A 17,554-nucleotide genomic window follows, 5' to 3' on the forward strand; every position below is an offset into this window, starting at 1 on the left:
GATATGCCGATCGAGAGGAGAGGTGGCCCGACTTGCGTCGGGCCAGGAGGTGGTGGAACGTCTCAGTTCGCGACCTTCTTCTCGTAACCTTCGAGAATGTCGTTGAAATAGGGCGCGATCGGGAACGCCTTGGCGTTCTTGGACAGGTCCGTCGGGGTGATGTCGGTGAAGAGCTTGTTCCAGGCAGCCTGGTCGAGCTTGCCTTCAAGGTTCTTGGCATCGATGCCCGGATACCAGTTGAACTTCTTCACGATGCCGTCCGCCTGCACCTGCGGGCTGGTCGCGAGCGCGATGAACTCCTCGGCGAGCTTCCGGTGCGCGGTCTTCTCCGGCACGGCGTAGTACATCGGCTGGCCCGGCATGCCGGGGGCCGCGAGCTTCAGCTTCATGTTCGGCGGCAGCTTGCCGTCAGCCTGCCAGGAATAGAACATGTCGACCCAGACCGGCCCGATGGCGATCTCGCCGCGGTTCAGCATGTCGAGTGTGCCGGCATTGCCGGGGGTGATCACGACGCTCTTGTTGAAGTCCTTCAGGTCGGCAAGCGCGCCATCCCAGGTTGCCTTCACCGCCGGATCGTACGGTCCCTTGATCAGCTTGTCGGCGTCGCCGCCGAAGGCGTAGACCCAGCCCGCCACGAAGGCGACGCCGGACATGCCGCCCTTGATGCCGTTATAGCCGAACTGCTTGGGGTTCTTCTTGGCCCAGTCCTTCAGCTCCGCATAGGTCGCCGGAGGCGATTTCAGCATGTCGGCATTATAGGCGAGCGCAGTCTGCGACTGGAACATCGGGATCACGAAGCCGGAAACATCGGCGCCGAGCGAGTTCTTCGCGGTCTCGCTGGAGACGAGCTTCGCGGTCTCGACCTTGTCGGTATATTTGGCGAGGAGACCTTCCTTCACCATCGTGCCGGCGGCCTTCTGGTGGATGACGACAACATCGAAATCCGAAGCGCCGGCGCTCTTCTGGGCGTCGAGCTTCTCGAAGATCTTCTGCGATCCGGAGTCGCCGGCGCCGGTTCCGACGGAGACGACCTTCACGCCGGGATGCGACTTCTCAAACATCGGCCCGAGATAGTCCTTGACGTAGTCGACCATGTTCTGGTCGCCGGCGGTGGCGACGTTCAGGGTCTGAGCGGACAGCGGCGTCGCCACCATCAGCGCTGCAATCGAGCAGGCAACTGTAAGAATGCGCATGAGCTGACTCCCTGTCAGGCGGCGATCCCGGCCTCGGATGCCGGGAAGATGTGGAGGCGCTGCAGCGGAATGCGCAGGCCGACTTTCGTTCCGAGTTCGTGACGGGCAGCGTCGTCGACCGTGATCTGGCGGCCGGCGGCTTCGACCCGGTAGCGGTAGACTCCGCCGGGATAGGCGCGAGCCGCAATGCGTCCGGGCACCAGCAGGTCGTCGGAGGCTGGGGCGTCGGCCGCATCGAGGCGCGCGACATCGTCGCGGAAATAGGCGACGGCATCTCCGACAGGCAAAGCATCGAACGCCTCGGCCGCGATCTGGGCCGTGGCGTCCCCTGCCCTCAGCGAGGCGCCGCGCTCGGAGCGCTCGACATGAAGGGGAAGGACATTCTCCGCCCCCATGAAATTGGCGACGAAGGCGGTCGCCGGGCGATCATAGACCTCTTCCGGCGTGCCGACCTGCGCAATCCGCCCCGCCTGCATGATGACGAGCCGGTCGGCCATGGTCATGGCCTCCTCGCGGTCATGCGTGACATGGACGGCGGTCAGGCCAAGACGCTGCTGGATCGCGCGGATCTCATGGCGCATCGTCATGCGGATCTTGGCGTCGAGATTGGAGAGCGGCTCGTCGAGCAGCAGGATGCCCGGATCGATCGCCAGCGCCCTGCCAAGCGCAACGCGCTGACGCTGCCCGCCCGAGAGCGCCGTGACCTTGCGGCCCTCATATCCGGTCAGGCCGAGGAACTCGAGCATGGACGCGACCTTGGCGGCGATCTCGGCCTTGGACGCACCACGCAGCTTCAGCCCGTAGCCGATATTCTGCAGCACCGTCATATGCGGCCAAAGCGCATAGGACTGGAAGACCATCGCCATCCCGCGCTTCTCCGGCGGGAGTGACGCGACATCATTGCCGCCGACGATGATCGAACCGGATTGCACCGGCACGAAGCCGCTGAGCGAACGCAGCAGGGTGGTCTTGCCGCAGCCGGACGAACCAAGAAGCGCCGTGAAGCTGCCGGGCGTGAAATCGAGGCTGACGCCGTGCAGCACCTGCGTGCCGCCATAGGCGACATGCAGGTCACGCACGCTGATGGCCGCGCCGCTGCGCGCCCTGTCCGGCACTCCCACTTGCAAACGCTTTCTCCCCTGTCGCGACCTTTTTTCCAGCTCTATGGAATATCTCTTCCATTTTCTGGACCGCTTGGAATAAACATAACGAACACTCGCGCCGATGTGCAACAGGTTTATGAAGGCTTGATGTCACCCCAAATTCATTCGATCTGGCTGATGCCGAGCGCCGAGGACGGCGCATTCCTCTCCAGCCTGGTTGCGGATCTCTCGGGCCGCTTTGGCACGCCGCTGTTCACGCCACATCTGACGGTCAAGGGTGACACGGATCTGCCCATGGCCGCGCTCGCAGGCGGGATCGCGGAGGCCGCAGCCGCAGTCCCGGCCTTCCGGGAGGCGGTCGCCGCGATCGAAACCAGCGACGCCTATTTCCGGTCATTCTACGCGCGTTTTCGCATCAGCGCGCCGCTGGCGCAGCTCAAGCAGCGACTGGACAGCGACATGGCAGACAGCTTCATGCCGCATGTCTCGTTGCTCTATGGCCCCGTCGCGCCCGCCCCGAAGGCCTCGGCCGCGGCCGAGTTTCAGCGCATGCTGGCCGGGAGAGCCATCGTCTTTGACCGGCTCTGCGTGGTTCGGTCAGGCCAGGACATCCCCATTTCCGAATGGGCGGTGATCGAGACGGTCGAGCTTGGCAAGAACGGAACCTAGACGAGCCCATCGGCTCAGTTCGGCCGGAAAAACGACATCCGGACAAGCGTCAGGCCGCTGCCTCTCGCGAAGGTGAGTTCGCCGTCATGGGCGCGTGCGACTTCCGCGGCGATCGATAGGCCGAGCCCGGAGCCTCTGGAGTGCCCGCCCTTCTCGAAGGGCCTGGTCATTGTTTCCGCCAGCTCGATCGGGAAGCCGTCGCCATCGTCACCAACCTCGATCCAGGCGCTTCCCGTGTCCGCCGAGACCGTCACGGACAGCCTCGTATGCGCTCCATGGACGAGTGCGTTGTCGATGAGGTTGGCAAGCGCCTCGCGCAGACTCACCGCGTCGCCGTCGATCACCGGAGCCGAAGGCGCCGGCGTGAAGGAAATATCGACCTCGCGCGGCAACGAGAGCGGCACGGCCTTGGCGAGAACCGATTTTGCCAATTCGTTGAGATCGACGGGCGCGGCGCGTGCCGCGTCGGCGCGGTGGATGACCATGGCGTGGTCGAGCAATTGACTGGTCAGACGCGCCAACTCGGTGGTGCGCTCACGAACGCGGGCGATATGTTCGGCGCGGCGTTTCAAGGGGCTCGCGCTCGACAGGATCTCGACCTGGGCGTCGAGTGCGGCGAGCGGCGTGCGAATCTGATGGGCCGCGTCGGCAATGAATCGTTGCATCACGGCCATGCGATCGGAAAGCCTGCGCATGAAATCGTCGATGGCGTGGACGAGGTTGCGGATCTCGACAGGCGGCTCAGTCTGGATCGGGCGCAGATCGTCGGGGCGCCGTCCTGCGATTTCCAGCTCGATCCGCGTCAACGGCTTCAGGGCGAGGCGCACCGCAAAGCCTGTCGCCAGCAAGGCGAGCACGCTCATCGCAGCGATGACACCCAGTGCCTTGAGAGTGAGATCGCGCGCAAGCGCCGTGCGAGCATCGGTCGTCTGGGCCACCACGATGGTTGCCCAGCCGCCGAGCATGGCATCGTCGATCTGGCGGGCGACCGTCGCAATGCGCACGCCCTGTCCCTGAAAGGAGCCGTCCTCGAGCACGACGCCGCTGCGCGCGGCTGCCGGTTCCGCCCCCGAGGCGAGATCCTCATAGCCTGCAACCACCACCCCGCGCGGATCGACCACCTTGTAGAAGACCAGATCATAGGCGGCGAGTGTCGCGATCGCGGCGACGGGGGGATCAAGCGCGACGACCCCGCCCTGGACATAGACATTCTCCGCGATCTGGATCGTGCCGCCGCTGAGCAGCCGATCATAGGCCTGCTGTGCCGCGATCGTCGCCGAGTGCCAGGCGGCGACGCCGAGCACGACCGCGCCGAGCCCCAGCACCGCCGACAGAACGACGATGATGCGGACCCGCAGCGAGAGGAGCAGGTCATGTCGTTGCAAGCTGATAGCCCAGGCCGCGCATGGTTCTGATCTCGATGGGGGCATCTGCGAGCTTGCGCCGCAAGCGCGCCACGAACTGCTCGACGGCGTTCGGACTCGGTTCCTGATCGAAGTTGAAGAGCTGCTCGATCAGTTCCTCCTTGGGCACGATCCTGTCCGGCCTGGCCGCCAGGATCTCGAGCACCGTCAGCTCGCGGCGCGTCAGGTTGAGCGTCCTGTCGCCGATGCTCGCGACCCGGCCCGCTCGATCGATCACGAGCGGGCCCACTCGCAGCATATTGTCCGAAAGCCCGGCGCTGCGCCGCAAGAGGGCGCGAGCACGTGCTTCAAGTTCGCGGTAGTCGAATGGCTTGGTCAGGTAATCGTCCGCGCCGAGATCGAGCGCGCTGATCCGCTCGTCGACAGCCGAACGCGCGGTGATGACCAGGACCGGTGTCTTCAGCCGTCTCGCGCGCAGGCTCTTGAGCAGCGTGAGCCCGTCCTCGCCCGGCAAGGTCAGATCAAGAATCACGAGATCATAGGCCTGGACCTGAAGCAGCTCGGCAGCTGTGCGCCCGTTCGATTCCCAATCGACGGCGTGACCGATCTTCTCGAACCGCATCACGACGGCCTCGGCGATATCGGCGGTGTCTTCGACGACGAGAACGCGCACGGCCAAAACATCCTTCGTCGGAGTCAGGTCGGAGTCAGGTTCGCAGGTTACTAGCATGGCAAGCGCCGCAAGTGCGCAGGGAAACGAAAGCAAGGGAGGGCCGATGCACGCCCCATTCACCACCAGCGCCGCCGCGCCGCTTCTCTCCGTCGAGGGCGTCACGCTGCAATACAAGACGCCGGATGTGGTCGTCACGGCGACGCGCCGCGTCTCCTTCGACGTCTATCCGTCCGATCGTTTCGTCCTGCTTGGCCCCTCCGGCTGTGGCAAGTCGACCCTGCTCAAGGCGATCGGCGGCTATCTGAGCCCGGTCGAGGGGCGCATCCGCCTCAAGGGACACGAGATCACCGGGCCAGGACCGGACCGGATGATGGTCTTTCAGGAATTCGACCAGCTTCTGCCCTGGAAGACGGTGCGCGAGAATGTCGTTTTCGCCCTGACCTCGAGCGGCCGCGCCGGAGCGCCGGAGGCCGAAGAGCGTGCGAAATCCTATATCGACAAGGTCGGCCTGACGAAATTCACCGACAGCTATCCGCACATGCTTTCCGGCGGCATGAAGCAGCGCGTCGCGATCGCGCGCGGCATGGCAATGGAGCCCGACGTCCTGCTGATGGATGAGCCCTTCGCCGCGCTGGACGCGCTGACGCGCCGCAAGATGCAGGACGAGTTGCTGCGGCTCTGGGACGACACCCATTTCACCGTGCTGTTTGTGACGCACTCGATCGAGGAGGCGATCCGTATCGGCACCCGCATCCTGCTGCTGTCGCCCCATCCGGGCGAGGTCAAGGCCGAGCTCAACAGCGTGCCCCCCGAGGAGATGGGCACCGGCACGCAGGCCGCGCTCGAAACCCGCATCAACGACATGCTCTTCGCGGCGCATTGAGACGGAGACGACAGACATGACCGACCTCCTGACCTTCCGCCCGGAAATCATCCGCGACGTCAATTCGAGCGATGCGCCGGTCGTGGCCAAGTCGCTGAGCCTCATCGAACGGACCTACCGCCTCGGCTTCGTGCGCAAGGGGCTGATCCTCGCGGTGCTCGCCATTGCCTGGGAGGCCTATGGCCGCTGGCTTGGTAACCCGCTGCTGTTCCCGACCTTCGGCGAGACGGTCGATGCCTTCGTCAGCAATATCGCGAGCGGCGTCATTCCGCAGCGCATGCTGGTCTCGCTGCAGACCCTGATCATCGGCTACGGCATCGGCATCGCGCTCGCCGCGCTCCTGACGACCTTGGCCATCGGCTCGCGCATCGGGGCGGACCTGCTCGAGACATTGACCTCGATGTTCAATCCCTTGCCGGCGATCGCACTCTTGCCGCTGGCATTGATCTGGTTCGGCCTCGGCTCGGGCAGCGTGATCTTCGTGCTCGTGCATTCAGTGCTCTGGGCAATCGCTCTGAACACCCATGCCGGCTTTCGGTCGGTCTCGAATACGTTGCGCATGGTCGGTCAGAACTACGGCTTGCGTGGGTTGAAGCTCGTTCGCCTCATCCTGATCCCCGCCGCCTTCCCGGCCATCCTCACCGGCCTCAAGGTCGGGTGGGCCTTTGCCTGGCGGACGCTGATCGCTGCGGAACTCGTCTTCGGCGTATCGTCCGGCTCGGGTGGCCTCGGCTGGTTCATCTATGAGAACCGCAATCAACTCGAGACGGCCAATGTCTTCGCCGGCCTCTTCACCGTGATCCTGATCGGCCTCTTCGTCGAGAACGTCATCTTCGCCACGATCGAGCGCAGGACGATCCGCCGCTGGGGCATGCAGCACTGAAACATCCAGTCACCAAGGCCGAATGGCCGCATCAAAGGGAGGACGACAGATGAAACACACAAACTGGTTCAAGGGGGCGCTTGCCGCAGCCGTGATCGGGACTGCCTTCTGCGCCGGTGCGGCGCGGGCCGAGGTCAGCGAGGTCCGCGTCTCCAAGGGCTTCGGCATCCTCTACCTGCCGCTGATCGTGATGCAGGACCAGCAGTTCCTCGAGAAGCGCGCGAAGGCGGCCGGACTTGGCGACGTCAAGGTGACGTGGCTGATGCTTGATGGCGGCAATGTCATCAACGACGCGATGATGGCCGGCACGCTCGACTTTGCGGGAACCGGCGCACCCGGCTTCGTCACGCTCTGGGCAAAGGCCAAGGGGATTCCCAATGTCGAGGTCGTCGGCGTCTCCGGCATGAGCTCGACCTCGCTCTGGTTGAACGCCAACAAGCCCGAGCTGAAGTCGCTCAAGGATTTCACGGGCAGCGACAAGATCGCGCTGCCCGGCATCAAGACTTCACTTGCGGCCGTCGTTCTGCAGATGATCGCGGCCAAGGAGTTCGGCCCCGAGAACTACGCCAAGATGGACCCGATGACGGTGAGCTTGCCGCATCCCGAGGCGCTGGCCGCGCTCATCGGCGGCAAGACCGAGATCAAGGCACATTTCACCTCGCCGCCCTTCCAGTACATCGAAGCCAAGGCACCGGGCGTGCACCGCGTCCTGAACTCGGTCGATTATCTCGGCAACATCACGCTCGACGTCACCTTTGCGCCGAAGAAATTCGTGGATGCCAACCCAAAGATGACGCAGGCCTTCATCGAAGCGATGGATGACGCCAACGCGCTGATCGCCAAAGACCAGAAGCTCGCGGCCGAGATCTACGCCAAGAGTTCCAAGGTGAAGGTCGACGCCGCCGAGATCCAGGCGATGATCGAAGATCCCGACGCCCGTTTCTCGACGACTCCGAGCGGCGTGATGCAGTTCGCCGAATTCATGCACCGTGCAGGTACGATCAAGATCAAGCCGGCCAAGTGGAGCGACATGTTCGTCCCGCAGTTGACGGGTCGCTCCGGCAGCTAGCCCCCCAATGGCTCATCGCCGGCGGCATAATGCCGGGCGATGAGCCCGGAATATCGCGATCTGAGCGCCGGCAATGCTACGGGCCCGCTGCGATCGCGGGCAGGACGAGGATCCCACCAGGCGGGCAGGCTCTGATTGCTCCGCCGAGGCACTCGCTACCGGGCCGGCCGGCGTGCCATTCTGCCGCGAACCAATTGGCGCGCGGTTGATCGGCTCACGCAGATCATACCAACGCGCCCAGGCCCCATCCACCGGGGGACGCAGCCGTCAGATCCCTCGGATCAGGCCGCCATCAACCCGAATCTTGGCGCCCGTGACATAGGACGCCCGCTCGCTGGCAAGGAACGCAACGACATCGGCGAATTCCTGTGGCTTGCCGTAGCGGCCGGCCGGAATCGTCGCGATCGAGGCCTTCGTGATCGCGTCTTTCGTCGCGCCGGCCCGCGTCGCAGCTGCGTCGTCGAGTTGATCGACGCGCTCGGTGTGGATGCGACCGGGCAGCACGACATTCACCGTCACCCCCTGCCCCGCAACCTCGGAGGCCAGCGTCTTCGACCAGCCGACGACTGCGGCACGCACGCCATTGGAGAGCGCGAGACGCGGAATCGGCTGCTCGACGCCGGAGGAGACGATGGTGACGATCCGGCCCCAACCCCGCTCGGTCATGCCAGGCAGCAGACGCTGCGCGACATGAAACAGGTTGGCCGCCATGGCCTCGAAATGCATCAGCCAGTCCAGGCGCTTCGCGTCGCGGGCCTCGCCCGGCGGAGGCCCGCCGGAATTGCCGATCAGGATGTCGACGCCGCCCTCGGCAATCAGCTTGTCGGCCAGCGCATCGATCGAGGCGATATCCGCAAGGTCGAGCGTGGCGGCGACCACGCGGCCGCGCTGCTCAGCCGGCAGCTCGCCGATCCAGGCGGCGAGCGCGTCTTGATTGCGCGCCGCCGCGATCACCGTCGCACCTTCGGCGGCGAGCGTGCGTGCGATCGTCGCGCCGAGGCCGCGGCTGGCGCCGAGCACCAATGCGCGCTTTCCGTTGAGGCCCAGATCCATCAGTTGATCTCCTTGAGGCGCCGCGCCTGACGGGCGACGAGACGTTCGATGTCGGCGATGTCGGCCGCCGAAAGGGCTGACCCGGGGCTGCGTACCATGCCCGACGCGATCGCGCCGCGCTTGGCGAGCAGATATTTGCGAATGGCGAGCCCGTGACCAGGCTGCTGCTCATAGCGCGCCAGCGGCAGATAGGCGTCGAACAGGTCATGGGCGCGTTCGACGTCCCCGGCGGCATGGGCCTTCCAGACATCGACCATCATCTCGGGATAGGCAAATCCGGTCATGGCGCCATCGGCCCCGCGCGACAGTTCCTCGGGCAGGAACATCGCGCCGTTCCCGACCAGGATCGATATGCGCCGCCCGCCGTTCTTGTCGCTGGCCGCACGCAGGGCCGAGATCTTGGCAAGCCCCGGCCAGTCCTCGTGCTTCAGCATCACGCAGCTCGGCTGCGCCGCGACGATGCGCAGGATCACCGAGGAGGCGATCTGGACATTGGTGACCAGTGGGAAATCCTGCAGCACGAAGGGGGTCTTCGGTCCGAGCGTCTTTGCGACCATGTCGTAATAGGAGACGATCTGGTCGTCCGTCCGCAAACTTGCGGGCGGCGCCACCATCACGCCCGCGGCTCCGTCAGCCATGACGCTGTCGCTCAGCTCCCGCATCGCGGCAAAGCCCGGCGCCGAGACGCCGACCACGACCGGAACACGCCCCTGCACCCGCGCCAGGACCCGCCGCACGAATATCCGCGATTCCTCTGCCGTCAGTTTCGGCGCCTCGCCCATCATGCCGAGCACGGTCAGGCCGGTGGCGCCCTTCTCGAGGTAGAAATCGACCATGCGGTCGGTGCTCGGCAGGTCGAGCGCGCCGTCCTCCGTGAACGGAGTGACCGCGATTACATAGACGCCCTTCGCGCCTTCATCCAACAACGCCATGATGATCCTCAGTTCTCGACGGGGTCGGGCAGCAACTTGCCCGGATTGAGCAGATTGTGGGGGTCGAACAGGGTCTTGAGCGAGCGCATCAGGTCCAGCTCGATCGGCGCCTTGCAGCGCGGCATCTCCGCGACCCGAAGCTGACCGATGCCATGCTCGGCGCTGATCGATCCGCGGCGCTTGCACGTCTCGTCATGAACGATGCGGGTGAGTTCCGGTGCGAGGGCGGCGAAGTCCGCATCGCTCTGTCCCATACGCGGCAGCAGATTGTAGTGCAGGTTGCCGTCGCCGAGATGGCCGAACACGATGGGGCGCACGCCGGGAGCAGCAGCGATGACAGCCGCATCGGTGGCTGCGACGAAATCGGCCATGGCCGCGACCGGCACCGAGACATCGTGCTTGGCAGCCTTGCCTTCGCGCACCAGCGCTTCCGAGACGCCTTCGCGGATGCGCCAGAACGCCTTGGCCTGCACACCATCCTGGGCGATGGCGGCGTCGAGAACGATCTCCGTCTCGACGGCTTCTGCCAGCGCGCCTTCGAGCCGCTCGGTCAGCGCCAACTCGTCATCCGCATCGGACAATTCGATCAGCACCGCCGCAGGCGGAACGGCGCCAAGCGGCAACCGCGCCTCGGCGCTGTGCTTCAGGATGAGCGAGAGGCAATCGCCGGTCATGAATTCGAAGGCGGTCAGGCGATCGCCACAGCGCGCACGCACCGAAGACAGCAAGGACAGGGCAGCGTTCGCGTCGCGCAAGGCGACGAAAGCGGTCGCGCGCGCCAAGGGTTGAGGAAACAGTTTCAGGACCGCGCCGGTGATGACGCCCAGCGTCCCTTCCGATCCGATGAACAGATTCCGCAAGGCGTAACCGGTATTATCCTTGCGCAGCGCGGTGAGGCCATCCCAGATCCTTCCGTCCGGCAGAACGACCTCGAGCCCGAGCGTCAGTTCACGCATGGTGCCGTAGCGCAGCACGGCGACGCCGCCGGCATTGGCCGCAAGATTCCCGCCGATCGTGCAGCTCCCCTCGGCTCCAAGGCTGAGCGGGAAGAAGCGTCCAGCCGCTTTCGCGGCCTCCTGGACCTTGGCAAGCACGCTGCCGGCATCGACCGTCATCGTGTTGCCGATCGGATCGACCGCGCGGATGCGGTTCATGCGCGTCAGCGACACGACGATGGCGCGCCCCGACATATCCGGCGTCGCGCCGCCCGACATGCTGGTGTTGCCGCCCTGGGGCACGACCGGAATCCTCCGCGCCGTGCAAAGCGCCATCACGGCCGCGACCTCCTCGGTCGAGCCGGGCCGGACGATGGCGGCAGCAGCCCCCCTGTATTTTCCGAGCCAATCCGTCAGGAACGGCGCCTGCGCTTCGGCATCGACAAGCACATGCCTCTCACCGACGATGTCGGCGAGGCGCGCAACTAGATCCGTCACGCGGCATGTCCCCGAAGCGGGCGGCCGCCCCAGCCGAGCCGGGCGCGGCCGATCGCCATGGTCACCGCAGCCTGCGTCGGCTCGACCACGGGTACGCCGAGCGCCTGCTCGAGCGGGTCCCGGAAACGCGCCATGCCGGCGCAGCCCATCACCAGCACATCGGCGTGATGGGTATCGCGCAAGGTGCGCCCGACATCGGTCATCCGTCCCATGGTCCGCGCGTCATCGGCAAGCTCGGCGACMGTCAGGCCGATCGAAAGATCGCCGGCCAGGCGGTCCGTCACACCCATCGCGCCGAAATAGCGCAAGTGACGCGGGATCGAGGCCGGCAGAATGGCGATCACGCCGAAGCGCTGGCCCAGCGTCAAAGCGGTCAGGACCCCGCACTCGGCAATGCCCAGCACCGGCTTCTCGCTCTGCTCGCGCAGCGCGTACATGCCCGGGTCGGAGAAGCAGGCGATCACGAAGGCCGAAGCCTCGTTCTCCAGCGCGGCGGCCCGCCTCAGCATGGGCTGTATCAGGCCGTCGATATCGCGCTGGGACTGGATGCCAGCAGGCCCCTCGGCCAGGGTCAGGCACTCGATCGGCGGACCATCGACCGAGCGCAGCGGCGCCACCGCGGTATCGATGCCGGCGGTCACTGCCCCGTTCGAATTGGGGTTGATGACAAAGATCGTGCCGCTCACGGGGCCTCTCCTTCGGGCTTCGCACGCAGCGCGCTCTGTTGCGCGCGCCAGGTGTCGAGCGTCTGGCGCGGCGCCTGGAAGCGGTCGCGCATCGTGACATACCAGTCGGAACCATGCAGGCGGCCGACCAGGTCGAGCTTGTCGATGTCGACATGCAGCCGCTCATCGACCGCGCCATCCCGAATATGGATGTGCTGGATTTCGCCGACGACGAGGTTGCGATGGCGTGTGCCCAGCGACAGCGACACCGTCTCGCGGCATTCGAGCTGGACCGGTGACGCTGCGAGGCGTGGCGCGGCGACCTTGCGGCCGGGCGCTGTTTCAAGCCCGGCGGCTGCGATCTCGTCGACATCGCCGGGAAAATCGATCGCGCAGACCTGCATCGCGTCGACGAGCGCCCGGTCGACGAGGTTGACGACGAAACTCCCCGTCGCGCGGATGTTGCGCATCGTATCCTTCAGCGGGGCATCCCCCAGATCGCGGCCTTCGATGCCAAGCACGACGAGCGGCGGTGCGTGGCTGAAGACGTTGAAGAAGCTGAAGGGCGCAGCATTGGCGTGCCCCTGCGCATTCACGGTGGTGACGAGCGCGATCGGCCGCGGCAACACGGTGTTGACGAGCAGCTTGTAGAGATCGCGCTCGGCCAGATCGGTGACGGACCACTCCATCGCGTCAACCCAGGGTCGCGTCGAGCAGGCGCACCGTTTCACCGAGGACGCGTGCGCCATCCCCGGCCTGTTGTGGCTCGATCGACTCTTCCGGGGCGTGGCTGCGGCCATCGAGACAGGGCACGAAGATCATGCCGATCGGACCGGTGCGGGCGACGAACACGCCATCATGCCCGGCACCACTCGGCAGGTCCCGCGTCGACAGACCGAGCGAGGCCGCGGCAGCGGCGATCGCCGAGCGCACGGCCGGCGCGCAGGCCGTCGGCGGCACATGGCTGATCGGTTCCGACCGCACAGTGAGACGCAGCGCCGCCAGTGCCGGCTTCAGATCGCTGACCAGTTCCTCGCCGAACGCCTTGACCGCCGCCTCGTCGCCCGAACGCACCTCGAGCGTCAGAACCGCCTCACCAGGCACGGCATTGGCGGCATTGGGGCTGATCTCGATGCGACCAAAGGTGGCGACCAGGGGTTGGGGATCGTTCGATCGCGCGCCGGCACGCTCGTAAGCGGCCTCGATCAGCTTGGCCGCGCCGACGAGCGCATCGGCGCGCAAGGGCATCGGCGTCGCACCCGCGTGGTCGGCCCGCCCGGACACGATGATGCGCTCGCGCCGAATGCCGACGATGTCTGTAACGACACCGATCGCCGTGCCCTCGCTCTCCAGCACGCGCCCCTGCTCGATATGCACCTCGACATAGGCCGCGACGCTCTCGGCGGTACGCCGCACCGAGGCGATCTCGTCGGGCCGGCCGCCGACGAAGCCGATACCCTCGCGCAGCGTCATGCCGTCGGGGCGCGTCATCGCCAGCATCTCGTCGGAGAGCGCACCGGCAAGCGCACGGCTGCCGATGCAGGAGAGGCCGAACTCGCTCGGCTCCTCGGCCAGGAAATCGTAAACCTCGAGCGAATGCCGCAGCCGGTCGCCGCGCTCGATGAAGCTTTGCGCGACTTCCAGTCCCGCCAGCACGCCGAGAATCCCGTCATAGCGTCCGCCCGAGGGCACCGTGTCGGAATGCGAGCCGATGATGATCGGCTTCAACGAGGGATCGGCGCCCGCAAGGCGGCCGACGAGATTGCCGCCTGCGTCGATCGTCGTCTCCAGACCGGCAGCGCGGAACTCGGCCGCCAGCCATTTGCGTCCTTCGAGGAAGCGCGGCGTAAAGGAGCGCCGCGTCCAGGGACGATCGGGATCGGTGATCTTGGACAGCGCCTCGATACGCCGCCACAAACGCTCTGCGTCGATCGACATCGTTCGCCGCTTTACGCCGCAGGCCGCAGGAAGCGGCCGTCGCCCGCTTCGTTGCAGATCTTCGCGCCATCCCAGGCAAGAGCGCCACGGACATAGGTCGCAGCCACCCGCACGCGGAATTCGCGGCCCTCGAACGAGCTCCACTTCACCGCCGCAAGGCTCTTGCTCGGATCATGGATGAAGCGGCCGGGCTCGAGCACGACGATGTCGGCATCCGAGCCTGGCGCGAGACGGCCCTTGTCGGCGAGCAGGAAGGCCTTCGCCGGGCCTTCGCAAAGCTGCTTCACCGCCATGGTCGGGGAGATGCCGTGCTCCTCGCAGCCGGTCCACAGCGCCGGCAGCAGGGTCTCGATGCCGGGACCGCCGGAGGTGTTCTTGAAGATGTTGGGGTCGCCCTTCTTCTCCAGCCCCCAGGAGACGTGGTCGGAGGAGATGAAGTCGCAATGACCGGCGGCGAGGTGGCTCCAGAGCAGCTCGCTCTCCGCCTTCGGCCGGATCGGCGGGTAGTGCTTGATCTTGGCACCGAAGCGAGGCGCGTGCTCCTCGGCGTTGAGCATGAAGTACTGCACGCAGCTCTCGACCGTCGCCCTGTAGCCGGCGCGCTTGTAGAGGTTGCAGATCTCGAAGCCGCGCGAGGTCGAGACATGGACGGCATGGGCGCGGGCGCCGGTCTCGGCGCCGATCTCGTAGATCCGCGCCGTGGCGAGGTTCTCAACCAGCGGGGTATGGGCGCGCAGGAAGGCGTCGGAGCCGGTATCGCCGGCCTCGATCAGGCGCGCGATGTTCCGGCGCGTCATCTCCTGGTCCTGGTTGTGGACACCGCAAAGGAGCCCCGTCGGCTCGATCAGCTTGAACGCCTCGTAGAGCGTGTCGTCGCCGATGCGCGGGAAGCGCGTCGGGTTCGCCTCGAAGGTCGAGAACTTGAAGGCGCAGGCGCCGGCATCGACGAGGCCCGGAATGGCATGCAGGCCGTTTTCGATGGTGATCGTGGCATAGAGCGCGACATCGACATGTGCGTCGCGTTCGACGATCGCGACCTTCTCGTTGAAAAGCCTGGCGTTGGTGACCGGCTCGGGCTCGTCATAGGGCATGTCGACCATGACGGTGACGCCACCGGCGGCGGCCGCGCGCGAGCACATGCCGATGCCCTCGTGGTTGGCCTGGCTCCCGGAATGGACCTGGCCGTCGATCACGCCCGGGATGATCCACTGACCGCGGAAATCCTGCGTCTCGCGCGCCGAAGGCGGTGTACCCGCACCGACAGCGCCGACCTTGCCACCAGTGACGGCGACATAGCCATCCTCGATGATCTGGTCGGACAGAACGACATTGCCGCGAAGAACGAGATCGAAATCACTCATGGTCAGATGCCCGGTTGATGCTGTCTGGCCCGCAGGCCATGCGTGTCACGATAGCTGCTCGGCCTCAGAGCCAAACATACCAATTTCGCCGTCGCCCATAATCGGTCGTTATCGCGACAGCGGAAGCAGTGCATGTGCGCGTCAGGCGGATCACCCGAGCGCATAGCCCGTGAAATCCATCCCGAGCGCCTTCTCTACGATCGGGTAGACACTCGGATCCGTCACGCTGGAGCTCAGCGGGATGCGATCCTTGGCAATGCGCAGGATCGAGAGCTCCATGCCCTCAGTKACATGGCCGACGCTGACGGGCCGGCCATCCGAACCGAGCGTGGTGATGACATCGGGATAGCTCGCCAGGCGCGCGCCATCGAGATCGGTCACCGCCATGTACTCATTCATGACATGGAGAATCCGTGCCGCGGCGCCGGAGCCGACCTGGATGGTTCCGATATCAAAGGCTTCGCTGGTGTACTGCACCGACTTGCGGACAACAGTCCCACGCCCGATGATCGATCCACCGGCCTGGTCGCAGATTGCGTCGATGACCGCGGGCCCGCCCTTGGGCGTGGCGGCCAGGATGCGCTCCCCGAGCGCCAGCGCCATGGAAATACCGCCGAGCGCCGCGTGCTTGCGCACATAGGACGCCGGAACCGGGTTCCGGCAGGACGCGATGAACCCGCCCGACATGTCCGAGGCCGTGCGCAGGATCGGCGAGACCTTCCCCGTCGCGCCGCGCGTCACGAGCTCGATATAGGAATTCTTGGCGCGATTGCCGCCGACAGCCGTCTGGATCGTCGCCTCGGGGCTGTTGGCAAGGCCGATCGACCCCATGTCGCCGGTGGGATGGGCGCGGATATCACCAACGGCATCGATCACCTTCACGCCGAGGAGGGCGCTCGGGAGCCAGGCATTGAGCGTGCTCGACATGCCGTTCTGGCCGATGATCAGGCCATAGACTGGCTTGCCCAGCGCATCCTGCAGCAGCTGGACGGCCCGGACGTAGTCGACGCCCTGCATCTCCCAGTCCGTCGTGCCGGCAGGAGCGCCGATTGCAGCCGCGGTCGCGATGATCGCGTCGTCCGGCGCCTCTTCGATCGAGACCAACTCCGGCCGGCCGGCCATCACCGCTGCAGTCCCCAGCATGCGCCCGTGCTCGGCCCAGCCACCGCCACCCGCAGCAAAGATCGAGCCGCCTGCAATAGCCGCCTCGACATCCCCAATCGTCAGAAAACGTCCCATCGGTCAGCCTCGAATCAACCTGGCATGCCGGCATCCCGCCGAGCCCGGACGAACTTAGATGGCGGCACGTCCAAGCAAACATGCTAATTCGGCTGGAGGTCATAACTGAATGTTATTCGCATGCGATTGAACCTGCGGCAGCTGGAAGTTTTCCGCGCAATCATGATCACCGGATCGATCAGCGGCGCGGCGCGCCTGCTCTCGGTCTCGCAGCCAGCCATCAGCCGGCTCCTGGCCTATACGGAGGACCGGCTGGAGTTGCGCCTGTTCGAGCGCGTCCGCGGTCGGATCCAGCCGACGCCGGAAGCGCGGCGCCTCTTCACCGAGGTCGACCAGGTCCACCAGGGCGTGCTGCGCGTCAACGAACTCGCCGAGGAACTGCGCGAGCGCGGGACCGGCACGGTCCGCATCGTCGCCAGCCCGAGCGTCGGCCAGACCATGGTTCCCGACGCGATCGCGCGGCTGCGCGGGCGCTTTTCCGATCTGCGCGTGGAGTTCGAGATCCTGACGCTGCTCGAAGTGATCGCCAAGATCACCAGTGCGCGGGCCGATCTCGGTGTTTCCGTGCTGCCGGTGGACGAGCCGACCATTCAATCGGAGGTGGTCACGGAGGGGCGCCTGATGGCGATCATGCCGCGCGACCACCCGCTGACCCGATTGCGCGTCGTCCGGCCAGCCGATATCGCCCCCTATCCGCTGATCGGTTTCGGGCCGCAGACGCCCTACGGAGACATTGTCCAAAGGGCACTGGCTTGCGGCCCCGAGCCCCTTCGCATCAGCACCGTCGTTCGCTTCACCCCCGTCGCCTGCGCGATGGTCAGAGCCGGAGCGGGGGTTGCCGTTGTCGACGAATTCGTCCTGCGCGGCCGGACATGGCCCGAACTGGTCTCACGTCCGCTCGCGCCCAAGACGCGTGTGCGCGCGCATCTGCTGACACTTCGCTACGAACCCCTGTCACGCACGGCACGCGCCTTCGTCGACATCCTGCGCGATCTTGTCCCGCCTCCGCCTGGCGGACATGGCGAGGAGGCCGACGCCGGGGACTTAACACAAGGTTATGGCAACCCGACAACAAGTGATTGGTAAGGCATGAATT

Annotated in this window: 17 protein-coding genes; 5 read left to right on the forward strand and 12 right to left on the reverse strand. The window is 65.8% G+C overall.

The features are described from left to right. Positions 1-62: 62 nt before the first annotated feature. Entirely contained in the window at positions 63-1,193 is a 1,131-nt protein-coding gene (locus tag AC1DIO_RS12160) for an ABC transporter substrate-binding protein (protein WP_476767625.1), read from the reverse strand. A 14-nt stretch (positions 1,194-1,207) separates the two neighbouring features. After that, positions 1,208-2,314 (reverse strand): ABC transporter ATP-binding protein, encoded by a 1,107-nt coding sequence (locus tag AC1DIO_RS12165; RefSeq protein ID WP_441490818.1) that lies wholly within the window; start codon positions 2,312-2,314, stop codon positions 1,208-1,210. Positions 2,315-2,443: 129 nt separating this feature from the next. Between AC1DIO_RS12165 and AC1DIO_RS12170 the strand changes: the two genes are divergently transcribed. Continuing rightward, on the forward strand, positions 2,444-2,965 hold the full coding sequence (locus AC1DIO_RS12170) for a 2'-5' RNA ligase family protein (RefSeq protein WP_441490705.1): 522 nt from the start codon (positions 2,444-2,446) through the stop codon (positions 2,963-2,965). Positions 2,966-2,979: 14 nt separating this feature from the next. On the opposite strand, the gene AC1DIO_RS12175 is transcribed toward AC1DIO_RS12170, so the two are convergent. Together AC1DIO_RS12175 and AC1DIO_RS12180 are read right to left on the reverse strand one after the other, a co-directional pair. Beyond that, positions 2,980-4,350 (reverse strand): sensor histidine kinase, encoded by a 1,371-nt coding sequence (locus AC1DIO_RS12175; protein ID WP_441490704.1) that lies wholly within the window; start codon positions 4,348-4,350, stop codon positions 2,980-2,982. After that, the gene (locus AC1DIO_RS12180) at positions 4,337-5,002 is read right to left on the reverse strand and encodes a response regulator transcription factor (protein ID WP_441490817.1); all 666 of its coding nucleotides are present in this window, start codon (positions 5,000-5,002) and stop codon (positions 4,337-4,339) included. Before AC1DIO_RS12180 ends, AC1DIO_RS12175 begins: the two co-directional genes overlap by 14 nt. A gap of 103 nt (positions 5,003-5,105) precedes the next feature. Between AC1DIO_RS12180 and AC1DIO_RS12185 the strand changes: the two genes are divergently transcribed. The 3 genes from AC1DIO_RS12185 to AC1DIO_RS12195 are packed head-to-tail and all read left to right on the forward strand — an operon-like array spanning position 5,106 to position 7,837. Further along, a complete protein-coding gene (locus AC1DIO_RS12185) occupies positions 5,106-5,885 on the forward strand; it encodes an ABC transporter ATP-binding protein (protein ID WP_441490703.1) in 780 nt (259 codons plus the stop codon). A 16-nt stretch (positions 5,886-5,901) separates the two neighbouring features. Beyond that, positions 5,902-6,768, forward strand: a complete 867-nt coding sequence (locus AC1DIO_RS12190) for an ABC transporter permease (RefSeq protein WP_441504867.1) — start codon at positions 5,902-5,904, stop codon at positions 6,766-6,768. A 49-nt stretch (positions 6,769-6,817) separates the two neighbouring features. Continuing rightward, the gene (locus tag AC1DIO_RS12195; RefSeq protein WP_441490701.1) at positions 6,818-7,837 is read left to right on the forward strand and encodes an ABC transporter substrate-binding protein; all 1,020 of its coding nucleotides are present in this window, start codon (positions 6,818-6,820) and stop codon (positions 7,835-7,837) included. Positions 7,838-8,104: 267 nt separating this feature from the next. Here AC1DIO_RS12195 and AC1DIO_RS12200 read toward each other — a convergent pair whose 3' ends face one another. The 8 genes from AC1DIO_RS12200 to AC1DIO_RS12235 all read right to left on the reverse strand — a co-directional run bounded on the left by AC1DIO_RS12200 (position 8,105) and on the right by AC1DIO_RS12235 (position 16,458). Next, positions 8,105-8,890, reverse strand: coding sequence for an SDR family oxidoreductase (locus AC1DIO_RS12200; protein WP_441490700.1), 786 nt, complete (start codon positions 8,888-8,890; stop codon positions 8,105-8,107). Continuing rightward, positions 8,890-9,822 carry a dihydrodipicolinate synthase family protein gene (locus AC1DIO_RS12205; RefSeq protein WP_476853448.1) on the reverse strand — a complete coding sequence of 311 codons (933 nt, stop codon included), beginning with the start codon at positions 9,820-9,822 and terminating at the stop codon, positions 8,890-8,892. Before AC1DIO_RS12205 ends, AC1DIO_RS12200 begins: the two co-directional genes overlap by 1 nt. A gap of 8 nt (positions 9,823-9,830) precedes the next feature. Next, entirely contained in the window at positions 9,831-11,255 is a 1,425-nt protein-coding gene (locus AC1DIO_RS12210; RefSeq protein WP_476767628.1) for an FAD-binding oxidoreductase, read from the reverse strand. Further along, positions 11,252-11,941, reverse strand: coding sequence for an aspartate/glutamate racemase family protein (locus AC1DIO_RS12215; RefSeq protein WP_441490697.1), 690 nt, complete (start codon positions 11,939-11,941; stop codon positions 11,252-11,254). The genes AC1DIO_RS12210 and AC1DIO_RS12215 overlap by 4 nt, the downstream gene beginning before the upstream one ends. Beyond that, positions 11,938-12,609 carry a flavin reductase family protein gene (locus AC1DIO_RS12220; protein ID WP_441490696.1) on the reverse strand — a complete coding sequence of 224 codons (672 nt, stop codon included), beginning with the start codon at positions 12,607-12,609 and terminating at the stop codon, positions 11,938-11,940. Before AC1DIO_RS12220 ends, AC1DIO_RS12215 begins: the two co-directional genes overlap by 4 nt. A gap of 4 nt (positions 12,610-12,613) precedes the next feature. After that, positions 12,614-13,858 (reverse strand): Zn-dependent hydrolase, encoded by a 1,245-nt coding sequence (locus tag AC1DIO_RS12225; protein ID WP_441490695.1) that lies wholly within the window; start codon positions 13,856-13,858, stop codon positions 12,614-12,616. Positions 13,859-13,869: 11 nt separating this feature from the next. Continuing rightward, on the reverse strand, positions 13,870-15,219 hold the full coding sequence (locus AC1DIO_RS12230; RefSeq protein ID WP_476834313.1) for a dihydroorotase: 1,350 nt from the start codon (positions 15,217-15,219) through the stop codon (positions 13,870-13,872). A 150-nt stretch (positions 15,220-15,369) separates the two neighbouring features. After that, positions 15,370-16,458, reverse strand: a complete 1,089-nt coding sequence (locus AC1DIO_RS12235; RefSeq protein WP_476767631.1) for a DUF917 domain-containing protein — start codon at positions 16,456-16,458, stop codon at positions 15,370-15,372. Between the two features lie 120 nt (positions 16,459-16,578). On the opposite strand from AC1DIO_RS12235, the gene AC1DIO_RS12240 reads away from it, so the two are divergent. Then, a complete protein-coding gene (locus tag AC1DIO_RS12240; RefSeq protein WP_476823541.1) occupies positions 16,579-17,544 on the forward strand; it encodes a LysR family transcriptional regulator in 966 nt (321 codons plus the stop codon). Positions 17,545-17,554 lie beyond the last annotated feature (10 nt).

The sequence above is a fragment of the Allobosea sp. 05T439 genome (genome assembly GCF_056396005.1).